This window comes from candidate division WOR-3 bacterium, from assembly GCA_039804165.1.
Classification (GTDB): domain Bacteria; phylum Hydrothermota; class UBA3072; order UBA3072; family UBA3072; genus JAFGHJ01.
This window is the reverse complement of sequence record JBDRZZ010000003.1, coordinates 1-23988: the sequence shown is the minus strand read 5'-3', so window position 1 is coordinate 23988 and position 23988 is coordinate 1. Positions and strand designations below refer to the sequence as shown.

At 31.7% G+C, this 23988-nt stretch carries 28 protein-coding genes and 1 tRNA gene; 15 read left to right on the top strand and 14 right to left on the bottom strand.

Features of this window, described 5'->3' with window-relative positions:
* Positions 1-8 precede the first annotated feature (8 nt).
* The 6 genes from fabG to nth all read right to left on the bottom strand — a co-directional run bounded on the left by fabG (position 9) and on the right by nth (position 4178).
* The gene (gene fabG / locus ABIN61_02065; GenBank protein ID MEO0292990.1) at positions 9-743 is read right to left on the bottom strand and encodes a 3-oxoacyl-[acyl-carrier-protein] reductase; all 735 of its coding nucleotides are present in this window, start codon (positions 741-743) and stop codon (positions 9-11) included.
* The gene (fabD, locus tag ABIN61_02060) at positions 733-1635 is read right to left on the bottom strand and encodes an ACP S-malonyltransferase (protein ID MEO0292989.1); all 903 of its coding nucleotides are present in this window, start codon (positions 1633-1635) and stop codon (positions 733-735) included. The genes fabG and fabD overlap by 11 nt, the downstream gene beginning before the upstream one ends.
* Positions 1632-2609, bottom strand: coding sequence for a phosphate acyltransferase PlsX (gene plsX / locus ABIN61_02055; GenBank protein MEO0292988.1), 978 nt, complete (start codon positions 2607-2609; stop codon positions 1632-1634). Before plsX ends, fabD begins: the two co-directional genes overlap by 4 nt.
* Positions 2609-2794: a 50S ribosomal protein L32 gene (rpmF, locus tag ABIN61_02050; GenBank protein MEO0292987.1), complete on the bottom strand. Its 186-nt coding sequence runs from the start codon at positions 2792-2794 to the stop codon at positions 2609-2611. Before rpmF ends, plsX begins: the two co-directional genes overlap by 1 nt.
* 17 nt (positions 2795-2811) lie before the next feature.
* The gene (locus ABIN61_02045) at positions 2812-3303 is read right to left on the bottom strand and encodes a DUF177 domain-containing protein (GenBank protein ID MEO0292986.1); all 492 of its coding nucleotides are present in this window, start codon (positions 3301-3303) and stop codon (positions 2812-2814) included.
* Between the two features lie 230 nt (positions 3304-3533).
* Entirely contained in the window at positions 3534-4178 is a 645-nt protein-coding gene (gene nth / locus ABIN61_02040) for an endonuclease III (GenBank protein ID MEO0292985.1), read from the bottom strand.
* Between the two features lie 92 nt (positions 4179-4270).
* Between nth and ABIN61_02035 the strand changes: the two genes are divergently transcribed.
* From ABIN61_02035 to ABIN61_02005, 7 genes are read left to right on the top strand one after another with little or no spacing between them, the layout of a single operon-like run.
* Positions 4271-4861 carry a penicillin-binding protein activator LpoB gene (locus ABIN61_02035; protein MEO0292984.1) on the top strand — a complete coding sequence of 197 codons (591 nt, stop codon included), beginning with the start codon at positions 4271-4273 and terminating at the stop codon, positions 4859-4861.
* Between the two features lie 14 nt (positions 4862-4875).
* Complete coding sequence (locus ABIN61_02030) at positions 4876-6252, top strand: hypothetical protein (protein ID MEO0292983.1); 1377 nt, start codon at positions 4876-4878, stop codon at positions 6250-6252.
* Entirely contained in the window at positions 6249-7259 is a 1011-nt protein-coding gene (locus ABIN61_02025) for an LPP20 family lipoprotein (GenBank protein ID MEO0292982.1), read from the top strand. The genes ABIN61_02030 and ABIN61_02025 overlap by 4 nt, the downstream gene beginning before the upstream one ends.
* Before the next feature lie 57 nt (positions 7260-7316).
* Complete coding sequence (locus ABIN61_02020; GenBank protein MEO0292981.1) at positions 7317-7913, top strand: peptidylprolyl isomerase; 597 nt, start codon at positions 7317-7319, stop codon at positions 7911-7913.
* A 1-nt stretch (position 7914) separates the two neighbouring features.
* Positions 7915-9171 (top strand): thymidine phosphorylase, encoded by a 1257-nt coding sequence (locus ABIN61_02015; GenBank protein MEO0292980.1) that lies wholly within the window; start codon positions 7915-7917, stop codon positions 9169-9171.
* Complete coding sequence (locus ABIN61_02010; GenBank protein MEO0292979.1) at positions 9171-9578, top strand: YdcF family protein; 408 nt, start codon at positions 9171-9173, stop codon at positions 9576-9578. Before ABIN61_02015 ends, ABIN61_02010 begins: the two co-directional genes overlap by 1 nt.
* The gene (locus tag ABIN61_02005; GenBank protein MEO0292978.1) at positions 9568-9990 is read left to right on the top strand and encodes an archease; all 423 of its coding nucleotides are present in this window, start codon (positions 9568-9570) and stop codon (positions 9988-9990) included. The genes ABIN61_02010 and ABIN61_02005 overlap by 11 nt, the downstream gene beginning before the upstream one ends.
* A gap of 6 nt (positions 9991-9996) precedes the next feature.
* Here ABIN61_02005 and ABIN61_02000 read toward each other — a convergent pair whose 3' ends face one another.
* Both ABIN61_02000 and ABIN61_01995 read right to left on the bottom strand, forming a co-directional pair.
* Positions 9997-10839, bottom strand: coding sequence for a thymidylate synthase (locus tag ABIN61_02000; GenBank protein MEO0292977.1), 843 nt, complete (start codon positions 10837-10839; stop codon positions 9997-9999).
* Between the two features lie 16 nt (positions 10840-10855).
* Positions 10856-11122: a DUF167 domain-containing protein gene (locus tag ABIN61_01995; GenBank protein ID MEO0292976.1), complete on the bottom strand. Its 267-nt coding sequence runs from the start codon at positions 11120-11122 to the stop codon at positions 10856-10858.
* Positions 11123-11236: 114 nt separating this feature from the next.
* On the opposite strand from ABIN61_01995, the gene dnaA reads away from it, so the two are divergent.
* Both dnaA and dnaN read left to right on the top strand, forming a co-directional pair.
* Positions 11237-12562, top strand: coding sequence for a chromosomal replication initiator protein DnaA (dnaA, locus tag ABIN61_01990; GenBank protein MEO0292975.1), 1326 nt, complete (start codon positions 11237-11239; stop codon positions 12560-12562).
* Between the two features lie 164 nt (positions 12563-12726).
* Positions 12727-13803: a DNA polymerase III subunit beta gene (gene dnaN, locus ABIN61_01985; GenBank protein MEO0292974.1), complete on the top strand. Its 1077-nt coding sequence runs from the start codon at positions 12727-12729 to the stop codon at positions 13801-13803.
* 5 nt (positions 13804-13808) lie between these two features.
* Here dnaN and rpmB read toward each other — a convergent pair whose 3' ends face one another.
* Positions 13809-14000, bottom strand: coding sequence for a 50S ribosomal protein L28 (gene rpmB, locus ABIN61_01980; GenBank protein ID MEO0292973.1), 192 nt, complete (start codon positions 13998-14000; stop codon positions 13809-13811).
* Positions 14001-14175: 175 nt separating this feature from the next.
* Between rpmB and ABIN61_01975 the strand changes: the two genes are divergently transcribed.
* Positions 14176-14448 carry an acylphosphatase gene (locus ABIN61_01975; GenBank protein ID MEO0292972.1) on the top strand — a complete coding sequence of 91 codons (273 nt, stop codon included), beginning with the start codon at positions 14176-14178 and terminating at the stop codon, positions 14446-14448.
* Positions 14449-14964, top strand: coding sequence for an adenine phosphoribosyltransferase (locus ABIN61_01970; protein MEO0292971.1), 516 nt, complete (start codon positions 14449-14451; stop codon positions 14962-14964). It begins immediately after the preceding gene.
* Between the two features lie 25 nt (positions 14965-14989).
* On the opposite strand, the gene ABIN61_01965 is transcribed toward ABIN61_01970, so the two are convergent.
* From ABIN61_01965 to ABIN61_01955, 3 genes are all read right to left on the bottom strand, one after another.
* Positions 14990-15075 (bottom strand) — tRNA-Leu (locus tag ABIN61_01965).
* A gap of 52 nt (positions 15076-15127) precedes the next feature.
* Entirely contained in the window at positions 15128-15823 is a 696-nt protein-coding gene (locus ABIN61_01960) for a hydroxymethylpyrimidine/phosphomethylpyrimidine kinase (GenBank protein MEO0292970.1), read from the bottom strand.
* On the bottom strand, positions 15820-16776 hold the full coding sequence (locus tag ABIN61_01955) for a lysylphosphatidylglycerol synthase transmembrane domain-containing protein (protein MEO0292969.1): 957 nt from the start codon (positions 16774-16776) through the stop codon (positions 15820-15822). Before ABIN61_01955 ends, ABIN61_01960 begins: the two co-directional genes overlap by 4 nt.
* Before the next feature lie 118 nt (positions 16777-16894).
* Here ABIN61_01955 and ABIN61_01950 point away from each other — a divergent pair, with 118 nt between their 5' ends.
* A complete protein-coding gene (locus ABIN61_01950; GenBank protein MEO0292968.1) occupies positions 16895-18229 on the top strand; it encodes an ATP-binding protein in 1335 nt (444 codons plus the stop codon).
* Positions 18230-18242: 13 nt separating this feature from the next.
* Here the strand turns inward: ABIN61_01950 and ABIN61_01945 are convergent, their stop codons facing one another.
* Both ABIN61_01945 and ABIN61_01940 read right to left on the bottom strand, forming a co-directional pair.
* On the bottom strand, positions 18243-18761 hold the full coding sequence (locus ABIN61_01945) for a zinc ribbon domain-containing protein (GenBank protein MEO0292967.1): 519 nt from the start codon (positions 18759-18761) through the stop codon (positions 18243-18245).
* A gap of 9 nt (positions 18762-18770) precedes the next feature.
* The gene (locus tag ABIN61_01940) at positions 18771-20144 is read right to left on the bottom strand and encodes a sigma-54 dependent transcriptional regulator (protein ID MEO0292966.1); all 1374 of its coding nucleotides are present in this window, start codon (positions 20142-20144) and stop codon (positions 18771-18773) included.
* Positions 20145-20312: 168 nt separating this feature from the next.
* Here ABIN61_01940 and ABIN61_01935 point away from each other — a divergent pair, with 168 nt between their 5' ends.
* The 3 genes from ABIN61_01935 to ABIN61_01925 are packed head-to-tail and all read left to right on the top strand — an operon-like array spanning position 20313 to position 23710.
* Positions 20313-21863 (top strand): ATP-binding protein, encoded by a 1551-nt coding sequence (locus tag ABIN61_01935; GenBank protein MEO0292965.1) that lies wholly within the window; start codon positions 20313-20315, stop codon positions 21861-21863.
* Complete coding sequence (locus ABIN61_01930) at positions 21856-22257, top strand: response regulator (GenBank protein ID MEO0292964.1); 402 nt, start codon at positions 21856-21858, stop codon at positions 22255-22257. Before ABIN61_01935 ends, ABIN61_01930 begins: the two co-directional genes overlap by 8 nt.
* The gene (locus ABIN61_01925) at positions 22220-23710 is read left to right on the top strand and encodes a GAF domain-containing protein (protein ID MEO0292963.1); all 1491 of its coding nucleotides are present in this window, start codon (positions 22220-22222) and stop codon (positions 23708-23710) included. Before ABIN61_01930 ends, ABIN61_01925 begins: the two co-directional genes overlap by 38 nt.
* The last annotated feature ends 278 nt before the right edge of the window (positions 23711-23988 follow it).

The window sequence follows — 23988 nt, the reverse complement described above, 5'->3', positions numbered from 1 at the left end:
TTTAAAATTTAAGTTAGAAGTCCTCCATCGACCTGAATTACTTGCCCTGTAATGTAAGAAGCTTCCTCGCTTACAAGGAAAGAAACCAAATTACTTACATCCCAAACCTCACCAAATCTCCCAAGAGGTATTCGGGAAAGATAATCTTTTTTTATCTCTTCGGGGAGTCTATTTGTCATTTCCGTTTTTATGAATCCTGGTGCTATTGCATTCACAGTTATATTTCTTGAGCCAACCTCTCGAGCAATTGATTTTGTAAAACCAATTATCCCAGCTTTCGAAGCAGCATAATTAGCCTGACCAGCATTACCCATAATACCTATAACCGAAGAAATTGAAATAATCCTACCCCATCTTAAATTCATCATTCCTCTTAGGACTGCTTTTGTACAGTTGAAAACACCCTTTAAATTAACCCTCAAAACATCATCCCAATCACTTTCTTTCATTCTAATAAGTAAGTTATCACGAGTTATGCCTGCATTATTAATAAGAATATTAATCACTCCAAAGGAAGTATTTATTTCAGAAACTGCAGAATTTACAGCTTCAAAATCAGAGATATCTATTTTCTTAAAAATTGCTTTACACTTATACTTTTCTATTTCTTCTATAGTGGAGGGATTTTCTTGAATATCAAATATCACGCAACTTATCCCTAAAGAAGCAAGCTTCAAAGCTATCGCTTGCCCAATTCCGAAACTTCCTCCTGTAATCAATGCTATTTTCTCTTTATTGTTCAATAAACCTCCTTATTTCTTCTGGAGAAGAAATACTCATTATTTCAACTTTGTCAAGAGTTTCTCTTATCATTTTAGCTAGGACACTCTTACATCCAATCTCTATAAATCGCTCAACCCCATCTTTTTGCATATTAAGAAGAGTGTTAACCCAGAGAACAGGTTTCTCTATTTGGTCTCCAAGAGTCTCTAATATTTCCTCTGGTTCTGTGACCTTATTAGCTGTTACGTTAGAATAAACTGGAACAGAGGGTCTTCTTATTTCTGTTCGAGAAAGGACTTTCTTAAAAGGGAGAGAAATTTCTTTCATTAAAGGTGAATGAAAAGCTCCTCTTACATTAAGAGGAATAACTTTTGCTCCTTTCTCTTTTAACCTTTTCTCGGCTTCTCTAACAGCTTCAATCTCTCCTGTAATAACTGTTTGAAAAGGGGTGTTAAAATTTGCTGTTCTTACGATCCCTGGGACTTCTTTAATAACATTCTCTATTTCCCTAGCTTCCAATCCAATCACTGCACTCATTGTCCCAGTCTTTGCGGATCTCATTAATTCTCCTCTAAAGCGAACAAGATGGAGGGCTGTAGGAAAATCAAAAGTCCCTGCAACAAGATGAGCTGTATACTCACCAAGACTATGTCCTGCGGTGCAGGAATATTCAAGCTTGTCTTTTATAAGGCAAAAGATAACATAAGAATTCAAAAGAATTGCAACCTGAGCATTTTTTGTATCATCTAACTCTTCTTTAGGACCTTCAAAAGAGATTTTTTTTAAAGAGAAACCCAATAACTTATCAGCTTCGTCATAAAGTTCTCTTGCATAAGGAAACTCTATATATAAATCTGATCCCATTCCAACTCTCTGGATTCCCTGGCCAGGAAAAACCAAAGCTGTTTTCATCGCCCTAAGCTTTCTTGAATTAAAGAATTGATCTTTAAGTCGTAAAACTTGTATCCCTTAATTATTGCATTTTTAATCGCTTTTTCGTTAGATCTTCCATGACATATGATGGTTATTCCATTAATTCCCAATAAAATTGCCCCTCCATATTCCTCGTAATTTACCTTTTTCATTAACTTCTTGAATGTAGGGCGAAGCATAATTCCACCTAAACAGGCAATCAAATTCTTGGCAGAGGCTTTTTTTATCTCAGAAACAATAAAATCAACAAGGGATTCTCCAAATTTTAATATTGCATTTCCAGTAAAACCATCGCAAACCACAACGTCTATTTCCCCCTCTAAAATATCATAACCTTCAACATTACCAATGAAATTTATATTAGCTTCGGAAAGTAATTCATTTGCTTCCTGAATTCTCCTCCCTCCTTTTGTTTCCTCTTTCCCCATTGATAGAAGTCCTATCTTAGGGCTCTTTAAATTATAGACCTTCTCAAGATATATAGAACCCATAATTCCAAAATCCCTAAGATTTTCTGGATCTACCATAGAATTTGCTCCAACATCCAGAACAAGAACCTTCCCTTTTTTAGTAGGGAAGAAAGTAGCCAAGGCAGGCCTATCTAAACCTTTAAGACGCCCAAGAGAGAGAATTGAAAAAGCAACCCCTGCACCTGTATTACCAGCAGAAAGAGTGATATCAGCCTTGCCTTCCTTCTGAAGCTCTACCGCTTTTGCCAAAGAAGAATCCTTCTTCTTTCTGTATGCTTCCATTGGAAGTTCCCCAGGCTCTACAACCTGAGAGGTATGAATTACTGAGAAAGAAGAAGGAATTGAAAACTTTTTTATTATTTCTTTATTCCCCACAAGCTGGACTTCTATTAAATCCCCTAACTCTTCATAAGCAAGAATCGCACCTTCTATAATTTTACGGGGTGCATAATCCCCCCCCATAGCATCAATTGCGATTCTCATTAAGCTTCTTCAGCACCCTTTAAGACTAAACGCCCTTTGTAATATCCACAATTAGGACAAACTCGGTGGGGTCTTGTAAGAGAATGACAGTGAGAGCATTCCACTAAATTCAATTCTTCTACTTTCCAGTGGGTTCTCCTCTTTCTTCCCCGAGTTCGTGAAGATCTTTTCTTAGGAACAGGCATAATAACCTCCAGGTTTTTTAAATCAAGAAATAGTCATGTTTTTCTTTATAATGAATACATCTCTCAAAATTGAGATCTACGCCACAGATAGGACATAATCCTAAACAATCCTCTTTACAAAGCGGTTTCATTGGAATTGAGAGGATAATCTCATCATGAACAAAAGGCCCTAAGTTTATGAAATTGTTAACTACAAGAAGTTCTCTCTCTACTTCATCAAGCTCATTTCTTAACTCTCGCTCTAAAATACTTTCCGTCTTTTCTTTAAATTCTAATAAAAAGTTCTGCTCCTCAAACCGAGAAAACTCTCTCAAACATCTTGAGCACGTAAGAGAAAGACCATATTTCATAAGCCCTTTAACCTCATAAGAATTTCCGATTTTCATTATTTCAAGGCTTATTCCCACATTACTAATAAGCTCCTCAATAAAAAACCTTTCTTTTTCAATATTCATACCTAACTTGATCCCACCCCTAGGGAGAGAACCAACGTTTATTTGAATATCCATAGTTTTAATATATTACAAGAAAACCTCTATTTGTCAACCTCTAAAACACACCCAAAACAAAAAACAAAAAGAAAATGTGGAAAACCTGTAGAAAATTCATAAAAACAAAATTAAGATATTGATTACAAATGACTTAAATTATCCCATTTATCCACAATAATTTATGGTTAAGATCTTTATTTTTAAATAGTTAGCTTCTTTTAAGTTCTTTATTTTTGTGGAAAAGGTGTTTATAGTGTTTGCTTCTCACATAGTTTATTTAGGGAGCAGCTATTGCATAGGGGTTTTCTTGGGAAGCATATATTTTGGCCAAGAGTTACGAGGAGATCGTTATAAATTATCCACCACTCCTTTGGTAATTTCTCTCGCAAGGCGAATTCTGTCTCCTTGGGTGTTTTAGTCTTAATATATCCAAATCTATTTGAAATGCGATGAACGTGAGTATCTACGCAAATTCCTGGTTTCCCAAAACCAAGAGTTATTACAAGATTTGCTGTTTTTCTTCCTACCCCTGGAAGTTTTAGTAATTCTTCTATAGAATCTGGAACTTTCCCTTTATACTTCTCCAAGAGGATCTTAACAATATATGGAATCCTTTTGGCTTTCGTGCGATAAAAAGCCACAGGATAAATTAATTTTTCTATTTCTGAAACTTTCAGTTTACTCATAGAATAAGGAGTCCCAGCTCTTTCAAACAATCTCCTTGAAGCCTCTCTTGTAATAGAATCTTTAGTTCTCGAGCTTAAGAAGGTTGAAATGAGCACCTTGAATGGATCTTTATTTTTCTCTGCTATTTCTGTCACAATAGGAGAATTCCATTTCTTATATTCTTTTTTTAGAATCCTTAGCATTTTTACTAAAGTTTTTGTATCCATAGGTTGATTATATGAATATAAAAGACAAAAGCAATAGGAATTACTTGACTTTCAAAAAATATTTTGTTATAATAAACAAAAAGGAGGAAGAAATGAGAAAAATTTCTTTATTTTTCTTGTTTTTAATAATTTTTTGTAGCCCAACAAGAACAGTAAAAAGAATTTCCCCAGAAGAAGTTACGGATCTTTCGGGAAGATGGAATGACACGGATTCAAGATTGGTGGCAGAAGAAATGATATCCGATATGTTATCTAGACCTTGGCTTATTGATTTTGAGCAAGAAAAAGAAAGAGAACCAGTTGTTATTGTAGGGACAATTAGAAATATGAGTACAGAGCATATAGACGTGGATCTATTTATAAAAGACATAGAAAGAGAGCTAATTAATTCCGGGAGAGTGAAATTTGTAGCCTCTAAAAGAGAAAGAGAGGAAATAAGAGAAGAAAGGATGGACCAACAGATGTATGCTTCAATGGAAACCGCAAAAAGACTTGCTGAAGAAGTTGGAGCAGACTTCTTTCTCATTGGCTCAGTAAAAAGTGTAGAAGATTTACTTGAAGGGAAAAAAGCTATTTTGTATTCTGTGGATCTTGAGTTAATTGATGTAGAGAAGAACATCAAGGTATGGATTGGGAATAAAAAAATAAAGAAGTTCATCGAACAGCGTGGTTACAAGTGGTGATTGATATTTTTTAAATGGTTTTTACCATTTGGTTTAGTATTCTTATTTTATTCTTTTCTTCCTGCGCTACTCTTAAAACCCAACTTAAGCATTACAAAGGGATTGAGGATGACTTTACCACCCGTTTTTATAATGAAGCGGTAAAAAAAATTGAAGAAGCTAAAGAAAAAGGAGAATATAAAGAAAAAGACAAAGTTTTATTCTATCTTGATATTGGCACAGCTCTCCATTTTGCAAAGAGATATTGGGAAAGCAACAAATATTTAGATAAAGCAGAAGTTGCAATAGAGGAGAATTTTACAAAATCTATATCAAAAATGGCGCTTTCGTTTTTACTTAATGATAATATTCTTGATTATCCTGGGGAAGATTATGAAGACATTTTTGTGAATGTGATGAAGTGTCTAAATTATCTTCACCTAAAAAAGTTAGATGAGGCATTAGTAGAGATAAGAAGGGTAAATCTAAAATTAAATAAAATAGAAGATAAGTATAGAGAATTGGGAGAAAAATTAGGAGAGAATGAGGAATTTGAGGAAGGCAAGATAAAAATAAGATTCTATAAAGGAGAAGTAGATCTTAGACATTCTATTATTGGAAGTTATCTGTCTATGCTTGGATATCTTTGGATGGGTAAGTGGGACGATGTTGAAATTGACAAAAGAAAAATTATTGAAGCTTCTAAAGGAAGATTAATCCCATTTTTAGAAAAGGTCACTAAAAATGAAGAAGAGAAAATCCCTGTTTATTTCCTTTGTTTTGTAGGGAAAGGCCCTATTAAAGAACAAGAAACCCTTTTGCTTGATCTCAATCCTTATCTTCACCTTGGTAAAATTGTTCTTCCCGGGAAAAGAAATTCAGAAATTACTTCTTTCCCTTATGAGGGAGAAAGCGAAATCCATATAAAATTTGCCGTTCCAAAAATAAAGAGGAGAGAGACAAGAATTAAAGCTGTAAGAATTTTTATAGATGGTGAATCTCAAGGAGAAATGGAATTAATCGAAGATTTTCTTGATATTGCGGAAAAAATCTTCGAGATAAAAAAGCCTATCATTTATCTTAGATCTGCAATAAGATCGCTCTTAAAGGCTTTAATAGATGCTAAAGCTAAAAAAGAAATCTCGGAAGAGAAAGAAGATAGAAAAGTTCTCTCAGGATTTTTGAAATTGATTGTGGATACGACAATAGACATCTCAGAAACCGCCGACTTAAGATGTTGGAGAACAATGCCGGGAGCTGCTTATGCATGGAAAATAGAACTTACCCCAGGAAAACATGAGGTAATCTTTGAATATATAGATGCACATAATAGAATTGTGGATTCAGAAAAATATACTGTTTTTATAAATAAAAATGAGTTAAATTTGATTGAAGGGGTGTGTTATAGATGAAAAATTTTTATTTTATATTTTTTTTGTTCTTCTTAGGATGCGTCTCTAAGCCAAAAATAAAAGAACTTCCAGAATGGATTGAAAATCCTCACATTTTATATCCAGAAAGTTTTTATCTTGCTGCTGTGGGAAGTGGGAGTTCTTTAGAAGAAGCAAAAGAAAGAGCAATAACTTCCCTCTCAAGTATTTTCTCTGTAGAGGTAAACCTAAATAGAAAGATTCTTGAGATATATACCGAGAAAAAGAAGGAAAAAGAAATAGATTGGGAACATTCAGTTAATCTAGTAAATAGGAGTGTTCTTAAAAGTGAAAACAAGTTAATAAATGTAAGAACACCCAAGACTTATTTTGATGAAGAAACAACAACTTTTTACGTTCTTTCTATAATAGATAAAGCTGAAACCGAGGTTCTTTACCGTAAAGAAATAGAAAAAAATGATGAGGCTATAATAAGAGTTTATAGAGAAGCAAAAAACACCAAAAATAAAATTACGAAACTTATCTATTTTAAAAGATGTGTAGAATTAATAAAAATTGGGGAAGCTCTTCGTTCCATACATAGAGTTCTTTCCCTTGAAAATACCCCTATTTTACCGATTTCAAAAGAAGAGCTTCAGATAGAACTAGAAATTTTAAAAAATGCTTTAGTGGCAAAAATAGAAACATCTGGGGGCAAAAAAGAGGAGCTTTATTCTTTTTTAAAAGAAATTTTGAATCAAACAGGTTTTAGTGTTGGAGAAGTAAATCCTGATATAATAATTAAAGGAAAACTTGAAATAAAAGATCTTGATTTCCCAAGAGAAGGAGAATTTATTTTATGGGAATTAACAATAGATGTGAGAGACTCTTCAACGGGTAATATAATGAACACCTTCATAGTTAGTGGGAGAGAAGGGCATATTATAAGAGAGGGAGCAATAAGAAGAGCACTAAATAGGGTAAAAGAGGAACTTAATACCAATTTTTACAAAACTTTTACTGGTTTCTTAATAAATACTTCTGAATAGAACTTGACAAAGATTATAAGTTATTTACTCATTAAAAAGAAAAGAAAGGAGGTCTTGATGAAAAATTTTCCTCTAATTGGAACTTTGCTTTTATTTAGCTCCTCACTTTACGGCATAAACCAGGCAGAAAAAGCAAAGAAATCTGAATTTATCGTTGTTATTCAGACAGACTTTGGAGAAATACAATTCGGTTTATTTAAAGAAGAAGCTCCTATAAATGTAGAGAATATAATCAAACTGGTAAAAAATAATTTTTATAATGGAACGACTTTCCACAGAGTAATTCCTAAGTTTGTAATTCAAGGAGGTGATCCCAATACAAAAGATAAAGACCCTTCTAACGATGGATATGGAGGCCCTGGATATTATGTTAAAGATGAAATATCCAAAAACCTAAAACACTTACCCGGAACCGTAGCTCTTGCAAAAGCCAGAGATGACCAGAATGGTTCCCAATTTTACATATGTTTAGACACCCTAAAATATCTAGACGGGAAATATACAATTATTGGTCAAGTTATAAAAGGAATGGATGTTGTAGAAAAAATCGCTAAGGTTAAGTGTGATAAAAGGGATCGCCCTATTGAGGATGTGATAATGCGAAAGGTTTATATGAAGGAAAAAGAGGAGGTAGAAAAAGAAGAAAAAAATTAAAATGAGAGAAATAATAAGAAAAAAAAGGGATGGGCTTAAGTTAAGCAAATCTGAAATAGAAAGATTTATAAAAGGGGTTACAGAAAAGACCCTTCCTTTATATCAGGTAAGTGCACTTTTAATGGCGATCTATTATAAAGGTATGGACTTAGAAGAAACAAAGAATCTTACATATTTCATGTTAAACTCTGGGAAAAAACTTGATTTATCCGACATCAAAGGACCAAAGATTGACAAACATTCTACTGGTGGAGTTGGAGACAAAATAAGCTTAATTTTAGCTCCTCTTGCTGCAGAACTTGGAATAATTGTTCCTATGATTACTGGAAGAGGTCTTGGACATACAGGTGGAACTTCTGATAAAATGGAATCAATCCCAGGATACAGAACTTCTCTTAGCCTTGAAGAATTTAAGGCAGTATTAAAAAAAATCGGTTGTTCCATTATCTCTCAGACCGAAGAGATTGCACCTGCAGACAAAGAATTATACGCTTTAAGAGATTCTACAGAAACAGTTGAATCAATCCCTCTTATCACCTCCAGCATCCTTTCAAAAAAATTAGCAGAAGATCTTGATGGACTTGTAATAGATCTTAAGGTAGGGGAAGGAGCTTTTATGAAAGATTTTTCCTCAGCAAAAAGATTAGGAGAAGTGATGAAAAAAGTTGGTGAAGAATTAGGTACAAAAATGAAGATCGTTTTCACTGATCAATCCTCTCCAATTGGGAGAAATATTGGGAATTCTATAGAAGTAATAGAGGCAGTGGAAATATTAAAGGGTAACCTGGAAGATTTCCCTGATACAGTAGAAATTACAATTTCTCTTACAGAAGAGATGTGTAAAATTGGAGGAATAAAAAAAGATGTCTTAGGGACCCTTAAAAGTGGGATTGTTTTTAAAAGGTTTAAGGAAATGGTTTCTCTTCATGGAGGGGATTTATCTTCTCTTATTACCTACGATAAACCAATTGTAGTTATAGCAAAAAAAGAAGGATTTATTGAAAAAGTTGATGCTTATAAAATTGGTATTGCGGCTTTACTTGCTGGCAGCGGAAGAGAAAAAAAAGAAGATAAGGTGGATCCTAAAGCGGGAATAAGACTTTTAAAAGTAGAAGGGGAAAGAGTAAAAAAGGGCGAACCTCTTGCTCTAATTTTTACCTCAAGATTTTCTTCCAAAATTGAAGAAGAGATTCAGGCAGCTTATTTAATTGGAAATAAAACGAAAGAAAGGAAAAGTAGAATATTAGATAAATGGTAATGAGTAAAAGAGCTATTATAGTCCTTGGTTCCAAGGAAAAAGAAATTACGGAAAAAAGAGTAAAATTTGTAGAATCAAAGGTAAAGAAATTTAATAATTTAAGGATTATATTTTCTGGGACAAAACAAGAAGTGGAATGGATGAAAAAGTATTCTAAATTAAATGCAATTTATGAAAATAAGTCCGAGACAACTCTAGATAATCTTCTAAATTCAAAAAATTTAATCGGAGACGCAGAGAAAGTTTGGATAGTAACGGATAAAAGTCATGAATTCCGGACAAAGTTCCTTGCAAGAAAGGTTTTTAAAAAAATTCCTTTTGAAGTTATTGGAGTTGAAGTCCCTTTCTACTTTAAAATAAAAAAATTATGGTATGAAATTTCAAGGCTTATAAAGCATGCTCTCTAACAAAAATTACGAAGTAATAGAACATACAGCAGATCTTGGAATAAAAGTTAAGGGAAACTCCTTACCTATCCTCTTTAAAAACGCTATCCTTGCAACCAGTGAACTACTTTCTGGAAAAATAAAAGTTAATCCTATTATAGAAAAAAATTTAACAATTAAGGAAAAAAATAGAAGAACAGCTCTTGTTTCTATTTTGCAAGAAATCATTTTTCTTTTTGAAAGCGAGCTTTTTTTATCAACAGAGTGTTCGGTAAATATAAAAAAACACACTTATAAAATTAAATTAAAGGGAGAAAACATTTCTCCTTCTCAAATAGAAAGCGGAACAGAGATAAAAGCTGTTACTTATCATCAACTTGAAATAAAAAAAATAAAAAATAGATACGAGGCAACAATTATTTTTGATATTTAATAAATTTTATTTACTTTCTATATTTTTTATTTTCTCCAATATTAACGGCCTAGCACTTTCCATCATTTCTCTAAAATCTTCATATCTCATTGTTCTTTCTTCAAAACTTCTCTTTGTAAGAGCTCCTAAGAAACGGGCCTCAAATTCTTTAAAATACGCTCCATAAAGGTGATAGCTATCAGCAATATGGCAATACCTACCCAAATTTATCTCTTTACCAGAAAGCTCCGAAATCCTATTTGCAATCCGTCTTTGCAGCTCCACAAGGGCAAAAATATTCATAAAAGCAGCTTTATAAGCATCATTTGAACGAAATCTTACATTCATATTTAGAAAAAATTTGCCTTCTTCTTCTGTAATTCTACACCATATACTTTGCAAGCAGGGAGGATCATAACACTCATTATCCTCCCAAACCTTCCACGTAATTGCTTGGGCTCTCCTTGTATAAGGCTTATTAGCCAACTTTTGGCAAATAATCTCAACTTGATCAAAAGGTTTTATAGAAGGAACTTCATAACCAAATAATCTCTTATGATATGTATATTCCCATCTCGTATCCTCAGGATCCTCGGGATTCCGAACAAGATGGTCTTTAATCCCTTCACAAACTTCCATCACATACTCTTGTAAAAACTCAACACCTGCAGGGAAATCTTTATGTAACATAGGCTCTTTTAGAGGTTCTAAGATTGTTATAACCATTGTCGCATCTTTACTTGGAGGATCCCCAGGCTTATCATATTCAGTTTTTATATCTTTCCCATTCTTATATAAAGAAATAAGAGAATTTTCCCAAGCTCTTGGTATACAATCACCTTCTACAGAAAGCACAGGTATCCCTTTCATAAGTTTTTTCTCCTCCTTATGAGTTATTCCTCATCAATTTCTCCAAAATTTTTATAAATTTATCCTTCTCTAGGTCAAATTCAATTGTTTTATTTTCCGAGAAGAATCCATTCACTATCTTAACCCTGATACCAGTAACATCCCTTATATATTTTTCTAACTCAATATTAGCTTTCCCCTTCCGAGGAGGACTTTTAATCCATATCTTAAAAGTTCCGTCTGCCATTTTTACAATTTTATTTTTGGAAGAAGATGGCCTTACTTTTATCTTCAACTGAGGCATAAAAAAATATCTTTTTATTTTCTTTTATGTCAAGAGGAAAAAATACTCCAAAAAAATTAATTTTCCCTCTTGACATAATCTAATTTTTTACAAATAATACTTAATATATTCACTATGGAACCAAGAAATCAAAAAGAATTTAATTGGAAAGAAATAAAAGAAAAACTCCAGAAAGAAGTGAACGAATCGGCTTTTAAAGCTTGGTTCGCTAATATGGAGTTAGAAGCTTTATACGATAAAGATGTTTATTTTAATATACCAAATACTTTTACCCAAAATTGGATAAAAGAGCACTTTATGGACGATTTAAATGCAATAATAAAAGAAGTCACAGGGAAGACCTATAATATTCATTTCCTTGTAAATAAAAATATGCCCCAAGAAAAACCTCAAGAGGAACTTCAACCTAGAATTCAAAAACCTCTTTTGCACGATAAATACACTTTCGAAAACTTCGTGGTGGGAGATAACAATAGGTTAGCATATGCAGCAGCAATAGCTGTTTCAAATGCTCCTGGTAGGGAATACAATCCTCTCTTTATATATGGAGGCGTCGGTTTAGGAAAAACTCATCTCCTTCAAGCAACTGGTAACAGAGTATACTCAAGGTATCCAAATCTTAAAATCCTTTATACTCAAGCAGAAGAATTTCTCAATGAGATGATAAAATCAATTCAGGAATATTCTACAGTTCAATTTAAACAAAAATATAGAGAAATAGATTTACTATTGATTGACGATGTGCATTTTCTTGCAGGAAAAGAAAGATTACAAGAAGAATTTTTCCATACATTTAATGCTTTATTTGAAGCAAAAAAACAGATTGTCATAACCTCTGATAGACCTCCAAGGGAAATTTCGGGTCTTGAGGAAAGAGTGATCTCTCGATTCCAATGGGGATTAATGGTAGATTTACAACCCCCAGATTTTGAAACTCGTTTAGCTATCCTACGATCTAAAATACAAAGTAATAATATTCAAATTGACGATAGTGTAATAAATTATATAGCATCAAATATAAAAACTAATATTAGAGAATTGGAAGGTTGTTTAATAAAGTTGTTAGCTTATGCTTCCATATATAAAACAGATATCACAATAGATCTTGCCAAAAAAGTTTTACGTGATTTTATCAAAGAAAAAGATAAAAAAGTAACGCTTGAAAAAATAATTAGTTCTGTAGCGGAATTTTATAATATAGATATAGAAGAATTAAAAGGGAATAAAAGATCTAAAAATGTTGCGTTTGCTCGTCAAATTGCAATTTATCTCTCAAGAAACCTAACTAATTTATCACTGAAAGAAATAGGAGATAATTTTGGAAAAAGAGATCATTCCACAATTCTACATTCTATTAACAAAATAGATTATTTAATTAAAAAAGATAATAAAATAAAAGACAACATTTCCACAATAAAAAATAAATTAATGGAAACTTAAAAAGAAAACAAGATTATTAACAAGTTATCTACATAAAGATATGGAAAAATATAAATTGGAAATTAAATAAAGAAAGGGAGAGATATATTTATTCACTTTATCCACAAGGTATATAACAATGACTAAAATAAAAAATAAGTTATAAGTAGTAAGAAGGAGGAAAAATGTTGTTCTCAATAAATGCTCAAGATTTTATTAGAGAGTTCAAAGCTATAATTCAAATTATTCCTACTCATACAACATTTCCAATTCTCTCTAATGTAAAAATAAAAGTAGAAAAAAATAAAATAAATATTTTTGCTACAGACCTTGATACTTCTGTTATATATAAAATGGATTCTTATACAGAAGAGAGTAGTGTTATTGTTGTTCCTGCAAGAACATTATTTTCAATTGTAGAAAAAATAGAAGGTGAAATAAAATTTTATAAAGAAGAAAACAGGATTAAAATAGAATACGAAAAAGGTTATTCTTATCTTCCTATTACACCAGAAGAAGATTACCCTTCTGAGCCAGAAATAGCGAGTCTAAACACTTATTCTGTTAATCCGGATGAAATTAATGAAGTTATTGATCAACTTATCTTTATTGTTCCGGAGGACCCAGCTAAAAGAAGATATAGTGGAATGTTATGGGATTATGAGAATAAGAATTTAAGATTTGTAGCTACAGACAGTTTTAGTCTTGGATATAAAGATATAAAAATAGATCTTGGAGAAGAGCCTTTTAAGATAGTTGTTCCTCCTAAAATTTTAAAACAACTTCCTTTATTTAGTTCTAAAGAAATGAAAATAGGAGTAGATGAAAGTAGAGTTTATTTTTTGGGGGATAGATTTACATTAGTTTCTAATCTAATAAAGATTGATTTTCCTGATTATAAATCTGTTATCTCTATAGAGAAAAAAAATATTTTAATTGTGGATAAAGAATCTTTTCTTTCTTCCCTTAGAAGAGTTTCTGTTTTTTCTAATGATAGATTTAAGAGTGTTCATTTAGATTTAGGAGATGATTTATATATAGAAAGTTTTTCTGAAATAGGAGAATGTAAAGAAGAAATAAAAGGAGAATATAAAGGTGATAAGATGAGAATAACACTTTCTTCTAATTATTTAATAAATTTTTTGAGAAAAATTAAATCTCAAAAGGCATTTTTAAACTTTAAAGATGAAGATAACCCTGTTGGTATTGAAGGAGAAGATAAAGAGATATTTTATTTATCTATGCCTATAACCACAGAATAAATATCTTAAACAACCTTTTTAACTTTATTAGCCTTAAGGCATTTTGTGCATACATAAACTCTTTTAATCTCTTTATCTATCTCTATTTTTATTTTTTGTAAATTTGGTTTAATTTTTCTTTTTGTTTTCCGTTTAGAATGACTTACTAAATTACCAAAACTTGTGGTTTTCCCACAGATAGCACATCTTTTCCCCATTCTCTTTCACTCCTTTTTAGGTTTATATTAAATAAAATATTATTTTTGTCAATATTTTTGATTTTAAATTATTTTAAACCATAGATCAAAATAAAGTTTGTCTGCCTTAAGGATGTTATCTGCCCAAGGAAACATTCCTCTTGACTTATAATAACTAATAAATATAAATAAAAATATGCAGAGATTACATATATGGGTAAGTGGAATTGTTCAAGGGGTTGGTTTTAGATATTTTACTATTAGGCAAGCAAGAGAGATAGGGATCTCAGGATGGGTTAGAAACTTACCAGATGGTAGGGTAGAGATCGTTGCAGAAGGAGAAAGTTGGAGGCTTAAGGAATTCTTAGAGAATATAAAAGTAGGCCCTTCACACGCTACAGTAACAAAAGTAGAAGTTAGAGAAGAGGAGTATAAAAAGGAATTTGAAGGATTTGAAGTGAGGTTTTAAATGGAAAAATTAAAAAATTATATTAGATCTATCCCAGATTTTCCTAAGAAAGGAATCCTTTTTAGAGATATTACAACACTTATTAAAAACAAAGAAGCTTTCAAAGAAGCAATTGATAAAATGGCATCTTTGATAAAGGATAAAGAAGTTTCTCTTATTCTTGGTATAGAATCCAGAGGTTTTATATTTGCAGCTCCTTTAGCTTATAAACTTGGAATTCCGCTTAATATTATAAGGAAACCAGGAAAATTACCTGCTTCTACTTTATGTGAATCTTATTCTCTTGAATATGGAGAGAATAAGATTGAGATTCATAAGGACGCAGTGAAAGAAGGGGATAGGGTTATTATATGTGATGATTTACTTGCAACAGGAGGAACTGCTTTAGCTGGAGCTCGGTTGGTGGAAAGGCTTGGAGGAAAAATAGCCACTTTCCTTTTCCTTATAGAATTAACAGATCTTAAAGGAAGAGAGAAGTTAAAAGATTATTCTGTTGAAACTGTAATAAAATTTTGAATCTATAAGAATTCTCTCTAAAAACTGCCGGAGGAGGGATTTGAACCCACAAGTCCTTTAAAGGACAACGGATTTTGAGTCCGTCGCGTCTGCCAATTCCGCCACTCCGGCCCTTCTCTGAAATATATTAAACGAATTTTATAAGTCAAGAGTTAGATTCTTTCTATAGGAGACTTTTTGCATAGTTCTCAATAGCCCTTTTAGCTTTTTTAGCTGCTTCAAAAGGTTTAATCCCCAAAATTAATTGGGATAGAAGAAAAGAAGAATAGAAACACCCTGAACCATGAAAAGAGAATCTCATTTTAGAGCCCTTTATCATTTTTATTCTTTTCCCATCGTAAAACAGGTCATCTCTTCCGTTAACTCCTGTAATTACTACATATTTTGCTCCAAGAGAGTGTATTTTTTTTGCAATTACCTCTGGGTCTTTTTCAGAAGTTAATAATTCTGCTTCTTTAAGATTTGGAGTTATGAAGGTAACTTTAGGAATAATTTTTTTCTTCATTTCTTTTATACCTCTTCCTGAAATTAAAGGATATCCTGAAGAGGAATTAATAATAGGATCAAGAACTATTAACCTGGGTTTTTTTTCTTTTAAGAAATCCGAAATTATGTTTACAACCTTTTCATTATAAAGCATTCCAATTTTAATCCCTTCAATTTCTCCCAAAATTTTTAAACAATCTTTTATATATTTTGTTGAAATAGGGAATACATTAAAAACTTTTCTTGAACTCTGGACTGTTAAAGCTGTTGGAATCGCTAAACAAGCTATCCCAAAAGAATTGAAAATTGAAAGGTCTCTCAAAATGCCAGCTTCTCCAGTGGGATCAAAACCTGCGATGCTTAAAGCTTTCATTTTACTCTTTTTATGGTGAGCCTTTTGCTCTCCCGAGGTAAAATAATAAATACAATTCCCCCAACACAACTTGTTAAAACAAAACTGGCGAAGAAAACAAGAGATATTGAAAAGGCTTCACTTTTACGAATAAAAGAGGAAAGAAAAAAAACATAAGCGCCTTCTCTTAGACCCAGGCCATTTAAAGTTATAGGGACAAGAGAGATTATAGTAATCAAAGGTAAATAAGCAATTAGAGCGGAAAAAGGTAGTTGAACTGATAACCCTTTTGCGATAAAGTAATTTATTAGAGTTATAATTATCTGAACTATGACCGAATAAATAGTCCCAATTAAAATCGTCTTTTTTTTATTTTTGTATATCTTAAGAGCTCTATAAAATTCTTTTATGGATTTTCCAAGATTAAATACTTTTATAGAAAGAATTTTCTTCTTTAACCACTCTACTTTCATAGAAACGAAAAGATAATATAAAAAAATAGTAAAAAAAATAAGACCAAGATAAAGAAGAGCGAGCTTCACAAATTTTATTTTCCCTGAAAATATACCAAAGACTCCTATTACTAATATCCCAATCATTCCGAGCATTCTTTCCATTATGGAAGCTCCGAAAGCTTTTTCAAAATTTTCTTTTCCTCCAGCATAAGCAGAACGAACTAAATCCATTCCAACAGCACTCGGTAAGAAATTATTGAAGAAAAAAGAAATAAGAAGATATAAATAACTTCTTCCTTCGGAAATGTATATTTCTTGGGCCCTAAGAAGAGAATTCCATCTTAAAGAAAAAGAAAGATAAAAAATAAAAAAAAGAAAAAAGGTTATTACAAGATAAAAGATCTTTAAGTTTTTTATATTTTGAACTACTTCGCCTATAGGAACCTTTGCCTTAAAGAGATAGTAGAATAACCCAAAAGCTATTAGAAGTTTAATAAATTCTATAACAAATTTTTTCATTTATTTAAAATATTTATCTCTGCTAAAATGTCAAGCAAGGGTTTCACTTCTTTAGAATTATTGCAATTTTCTATTTTTGGTCTTGATTTTTTTATTTTATTGTCCTATACTATAAAATATGAGGTCTAATAAGGTTGATTTGAGAATAGAAGAGATAAAGAAAATATTAGATAAGTTAGAAGTTCCCTTCGCTATGTTAAACAAAACTGGAGAAGTTATTTTTGCTAATGAGTATTTTAAGGAGAAAAGATACTCTCTAAAGGATATTCTATCTCCTTTTGACTTAGAGAATGTTAAGGAAGAAATAGAGAAGGAAGTGAAGATTGGAAAGAAGAGAGTTAAAGTTAGGATTAGAGTTCTCCAAATAGAAAATTCTCAAAAAGTTTTTTTATTAGAAGTTTATTCTTTGGATAAAGATTTTGGGGAAATTATCTCTTCCTGGTATAAAACCATAGATGCTGTAAAGGAGATGTTATATGTGGTGGATAATAACTATAATTTGGTGAAGTTAAATAGTGCTGTGGCTGAGTTAAGTAAGAGTCATCCTAAAGAATTAATAGGCGAAAAATGCTATAAAGCCGTTTTTAGGAAAGAAGAGATCTGTGAAGATTGTTTTCTCCCAGTTGTGATGGAGAGAGAAGGGAAGATTCAGTATATAAGGAATGAATGGGGGAAGACATTTCTTGTTACAGGAGTAAAGATAAGAGAAGGGGAATATCTTTTTGTAATGGAAGACGTGACGAAAGTAAAACAACTTGAAAGAAATATTGCGGAAATTAAAAAGTTTAATTCAATAGGTTCTTTAATATCTTATATAAGACATTCTGTAGGGAATGGAATTAATGCTATTAAATGTTCTTTGCAAGTCCTTGAACAGATGTATGAAGAACTTGATGATTTTAAGAGGAAAGAATATTTAAGTAAGTGTCTTGGGGAAGTAAATAAAATAGAATCGCTTCTTGCTACTTTAAAGGAATTTTCAAGATATGAAGGTATTGGTTCTTTTGTTTTGGATTTGACTGAGGTTGTTTTAGAATGCGAGAAGAATTTTAGGGAGTTTTGTAGGAATAATGGAGTGGAGTTTAAGAGTAAATGCGAGAAAAAAGAATTTTTAGTGAAAGGAGATGCCCCTTTAATTGTTGTGGCTCTTACAGAAATTATTGACAATGCAATAGAAGCTATGGAAAAATCTTCAAAAAAAATACTCTCTTTTAAATATTACCTTAAAGAAGATGAAGCTGTTTTGGAGATTTCAGATACAGGGATTGGTATTCCAGAGGAGAATCTTTCAAAAATTGGAGAGCCTTTTTTTACAACAAAAAAAGAAAGAGCAGGGCTTGGCCTTTATCAAGCTACCAAAATAATAAAAATGCAGGGAGGAGATATTGAATTTAGTAGCAAGGTTGGGAAGGGAACAGTTGTTAAAGTATTTTTTAGGGAATACTCTGGTTAAACCATAAAAAGGGTTAAAAGCTCTTAAGAAATAGCTCTCTCAGTCTTCCATATAATTGAGTGAAAAAAATAATTGCTTCTTTTGTTTTCATTTGAGGGCTCCAAATATACTTTCCAAACCCATTTTGAGCTAAAACATAAAATCCTAAAGAAAATTGCCCAATTGAGATGTATCCAATTGAGAGCTGTCCAATACCCAGAAGGATAGAAATTGCGAATTGGGCTATTGCTGTAGTGCTTAAAATAAACTGCCCCAATCCAAATAGAATTCCTATCCCAAATTGAGCAAAAGTAATTAACCCTATAGCGAATTGCCCAATTGCTATTATCCCTTTTGCAACTCTTATTTTGTTTTGTGTATCTCTTCCAAAAGCAATGTGAATTAGAGGATAACCAAAAAGCGTTTTATCTGTTTTCCATTCAAAACCTTGTCTTTTCCATTCTAATTTTGGAAGAGAAGCTCCACAATAAGGACAAATTCTGGATTCTTTACTTAGTTCTTTCTGGCATTCTCTACAGAAAATTATTCCCATTCATTATCTCTATTCCCTTGGGTAATAAACTTTTGGATTTATGTTATATTTATTTAGTTTTAGATATATATTTTGTCTTGTCATTCCTGCTATCTTTGCCGCTTCTGTTACAACGCCTTCTGTGTATTTTAGGAGATTCCTTAAATATTTTTTCTCAAAGACTTCTTTTGCTTCTTCATATTTTAAGATATTGGAAGGTTCTAATTCTTCGCTTTTACTTGTTTTCTCTGGTAAATGTTCAGGGAGGATAATTTCTCCTGGACAAAGAATAACTGCTCTTTCTATTGCATTTTCAAGCTCTCTAACATTTCCTGGCCAGGAATATCTCATTAGGACTTCCATCGCCTCATCAGAGACTCCTTTTATTTGTTTTCTGTTTTTCTCTGAATATTTTCTTAAGAATTCTTTTGTTAACAAAGGAATATCAATTTTCCTCTCTCGTAAAGGAGGCATAGAAATTTTTACAACATTCAAGCGATAATATAAGTCTTTTCTAAATTTTCCTTCTTCTACAGCTTCTTCTATAACTCTATTTGTTGCAGCAAGAATTCTTACATCAGCTTTTCTTTCTTCTGTAGAACCTACAGGATAAAAAGTTTTGTCTTCTAAGACTCTTAATAATTTTGACTGAAAGGCGGGTGAGGTTTCTACAATTTCATCTAAAAAGATTGTTCCTTTATGAGCAATTTCAAAAAGACCCTTCTTTTTCTTATCTGCTCCTGTGAAAGCTCCTCTTTCGTATCCGAATAACTCACTCTCAAGAAGAGACTCTGGAAGAGCACTACAATTTATTGCGACAAATCTATGCTCTTTTCTTGGAGAGTTAAAATGAATAGCCTTTGCTACTAATTCTTTACCTGTTCCTGATTCGCCTTGAATTAAAACTGTTGCTTCAGAAGAAGCTATTCTCTCTATTAACTCAAAAATTTCTTGCATTTCTTTGCTTTTTCCTATAAGCCCTGAGAAACTAAACTTTTCCTCTGCTGTCTTTTTTAAAGATTGATAACTTATTATCAATTCTTTTTGTTCTATTGCTCTTTTAATTATTTCTAAAATTGCTTTTGTAGAAGCAGGTTTTTCTATAAAGTAAAAAGCCCCCATCCTCATAGCCTTTACTGCAAGATCAATGGAGGCATGCCCTGTTATCATTATAACAGGGAAGCTGGAATCAATGTTCCTTATTATTTTTAATATTTCTATTCCATCCATATCGGGGAGAACAAGGTCCACTAAGACTACGTCAAAATCTATTTCTTTAAACCGATCTATACCCTCTTTCCCTGTTGTTGCAGTGGAAACAACAAGATCTTCTTTTTTTAATCCTTGTGCCAAAACCCCTAAGAATTTTTCGTCGTCATCTATTACAAGGACTTTATAAGACATAATACCTCCTTCCTAAAATATTTATAATTATATAAAAATATCTAAAGTTTGTCAAGTATATTCTACATATGTTTATTAGAATTGCTTTAAATAATTATGAGAATGGTATATATATATTTGAAGGATAAATAGTTAAAATTTGGAACAGAATTTTTATATTATTTTAACATGAAGATTAAGTTTAGGAAGGCTAATGATTTAGATGTATTTTTGGTTTTTCGTTGGCTTATTTTCCTTTCTATAATTCTTATGGCGATTTATGCTACGGAAGAGGTTGAAAGAATAGGTCTTATCTATAAAATAGCTTTTTCTTATTTTATGTTCAATCTTTTTTTAAGAATATGGAGACTCGATATTTTAATTAATCAAATGGTTCTTTTCCTTTTGTTCTTTTTTGATATTATTATTGTTTCTATTGTTTTTTATTATACAGGAAGTATTAGTTCAGATTATTTTATTTTTTATTTCCTTACCATAATGATGGCTTCAATTTCCTCAGGAATTGTTTATTCAATACCAATTACTATTGTAAGCGTAGGAGTTTATGTATGGCTTCTTAAAGAAAGATCTCAGATTGATTTTCAGGATCCTTTGTTTTTATTAAAGATAGTGTTTCTCCTTTTAACAGCTTTTATAAGTAGTTTATGGAATAAGATTATGAAAGAAAGAATTGAAGAGGTAAAAACAAGCGAAGAGAAAGAAAAAGAGGAGATAGAGGTTTTCTATAAAGAGATTATCAGTTCCATTAATTCCGGCATTATTATTTTTGAGGATGATAATAACAAAATGTTAGTAAGATTGATTAATCCTAAGGCAAAGGAGCTTATAAGAAAAGATAAGAAAGTCTTCTCCATTATTGAAGAATGTGTGAAAGAAGCGCAGATTTCTTTAGAAAATAAACATTTAGTAAAAGTAGAAAATGGTAAATATTGGGGGATTAATCTTACGATTCTTAGAGATTCCTCTGGAAAAGGTAAAGGAGCTATAGTTGTATTTAATGATATAACAGATAGGAAGAGGTTAGAGAAAGAGATGGAAAGATCTGAAAGGATAAATCGCCTTGGGAGACTAACTCTTCAAATAGCCCATGATTTAAGAAATCCTCTTGGGAGTATTAGTGGGTTAGCCCAGTTGCTTTCAATTTCTTCTAAGGAGGAAAAAGACAGAGAATATGCAAAAGAAATTCTTAAAGCTTCTAATATAATAAATGGATTAATAGGGGACATGCTTGAGTTTTCAAGGGATCAAGTGTTAGAGAAAAGAACATTCGATTTTTTGTCCTTTATAGAGGAAATTATAGAAGATTTGAAAAGGTCAGAAAATGTGAAGGGGAAAAAGGCAAAAATTTCTCTTATTTTTGAAAAAGGAGATTATAAAATTGAAGCAGATAGAGAAAAACTTAGAAGGGTTTTTGTGAATCTCATTAATAATGCTTGCGATGCAATAAGTGAAGGTGGTGAGATAAATGTTGAAATGAGAGAAAATAGCAAAAGTATTATTACAAAAGTGATAGACAATGGAGTAGGTATTCCAGAGGAAAAGAAAGATGAAATTTTTGAACCTTTTATAACAACAAAGCCAAATGGAACAGGGCTTGGCCTTTCAATTGTTCAAAGAATTGTTTCAGCGCATAAAGGAAAGATTTTTGTAGACAGTAAAGTAGGTGAGGGCTCTATCTTTACTGTTGAGCTACCAAAGAAAGGAGGTGAAAATGCCTAAGGTTTTGGTGGCTGATGATGCTCCTTCCATTTTATATTTATTCAAGGAATTTTTTAAGCTGAAGGGATTTGAAGTTGACACTGCAGAAAATGGGCTTGAAGTTTTAAAGAAAATTAACAAAAACAAATATCATCTTCTTATTCTTGATATTAAAATGGGAGGAAAACATGGATTGGAGATTCTTCAAAGAATTGTAGAACTTGGATATAAATTTCCTGTGATTATGTGTTCAGCTTATGAACATTTAAAAGAGGATGTTGAACTTATTGCTAAGGGGAAAATAGATTTTGATTTTATAACAAAACCTCCAGATCTTGAACTTTTATGGAGTAAGGTGGTTAGACTTTTAGAGAAAAATGCAATTAAACAAGAAGTTAGACCTCCTGAAGAATAATGAATCTCTTGATGAGCTTTTGAAGAAGATTCTTGATCTCTCTCAGGAAGTTCTTCATAGTAAAGCTGCTACTTTATTTCTTGTGGATCGAACAAATAATGAGCTTGTTTTTAAGATTGTCAATGGCCCTACTTCGAAGGATTTGGAAGGGAAAAGAATTAAAATTGGAGAAGGTATTGCAGGGAAAGTGGCTAAAGAAGGGAGAACTTTAATTGTAAATAGAGCAAAAGATTCAGGGTATGCAAATAAGTTTGATAAACAAACTGGCTTTACTACAGAATCTCTTCTTGCAACACCTCTTATTGTTGACGGAGAAATTATTGGAGTAATAGAAATGGTGAATAGTAAGAGGGGTTTTTATACTGAAGAAAGCAAAAAAATAATTGAAAAATTTGCAGAACAAGTTTCTTCAGAACTTAAATTAGCTCTTCTTGGAGAACGACTTTTAAAAACGCAAGATTTTTTGGGTTCTATTATAAACTCTTTCCCAGGAGGCTTAATAATTTTAGATGAGGAAGGATTCATAAGGAAGGTAAATCCACAAGCAAAAAGAATCTTTAAAATTAAGGATGTAAAAGGGAAGAAACTTGAAGAGATTTTACCTTATCCTCGGATCATTAATAATATTAAAAAGATTAAGGGAAAAGGGAGTTTTGAGGCTCTTATTAGAAGGGATAATAAGGATTTTCATTATGATTTTGAGATCTCGACCGCAAAAGAAATAACTCCCTCTGGGGTAGAGAAAAAATATTTAGTTATAAATATTATTGATATTACAGAGAAGATAGAGCTTAATAGACTAAGGTATTTGCAGGAAGTTAATGCAAATTTCATTTCCGGATTATCTCACTCATTAAGGACACCCCTTACACCAATTTTAGGTCTATCAAGTATTTTGAAAGACCAACCTCTTGGAGAAAATCATAGGAAAATGCTTGAAGTAATCTATCAGTCAGCTGTAGAAATGAAAGAAATTGTGGAAAAGCTTTTAGATATTGCAGAGATAGGGACAAGGAAAGTCATGAAACCCTTTAAAGAAATAGATATTATTTCACTTTTAGAAAGAATAATCTTAAAGATTGATTCTCCTTATTTTGATTTTATTCCAGAGAAAGAAAAGATATTAATTTATGGTGATTATAATTGGTTAGAGAAATGTTTAGCTCAATTACTTATTTTGGAGATGAAAAATAGAAAAGAGAAAAGATTAAGACTTGAGGTAAGAGAAGAAAAGAATTATGTATATTTAAATTTTAAAGGGGCCAAGGCATTAATAAAAGATTTTTCTCTCCTAAAAAATATTCCTATTATACATTTTAATGATTCTCTTAAAGTGGAATCAGAAATAAATTGTTTAGAGGTTCCTCTTATAAAGTTGATTTTGAATTATCATAATGTGAAGATTATAATGAATGAAAAGGCATCTTTATTTTCTTTAAGATTTAAAAAGTAGGATAAACAAATCTCTTTCGCTTAAATAGAAAAGACCTTCCAAGGCAGGTGGTGGACACTTTGAGATATTTTAACATTCACAAGGTCTAATTCCAGATCAAGAGTCACATCCATTTTCTTCTCCAGGAGTTTATCAAGATCCGCCACAAACCAGTGGACAAGTTGAGGAGATTTGTTTCTCTCAATAAGTATCTCTAAAGTGTTTTATCCTTCTTGTTTGAGTTCTTTCTCATCGTATTAAAGAAAAATAGATAATTATTGACTTTATGAAAGAAATGC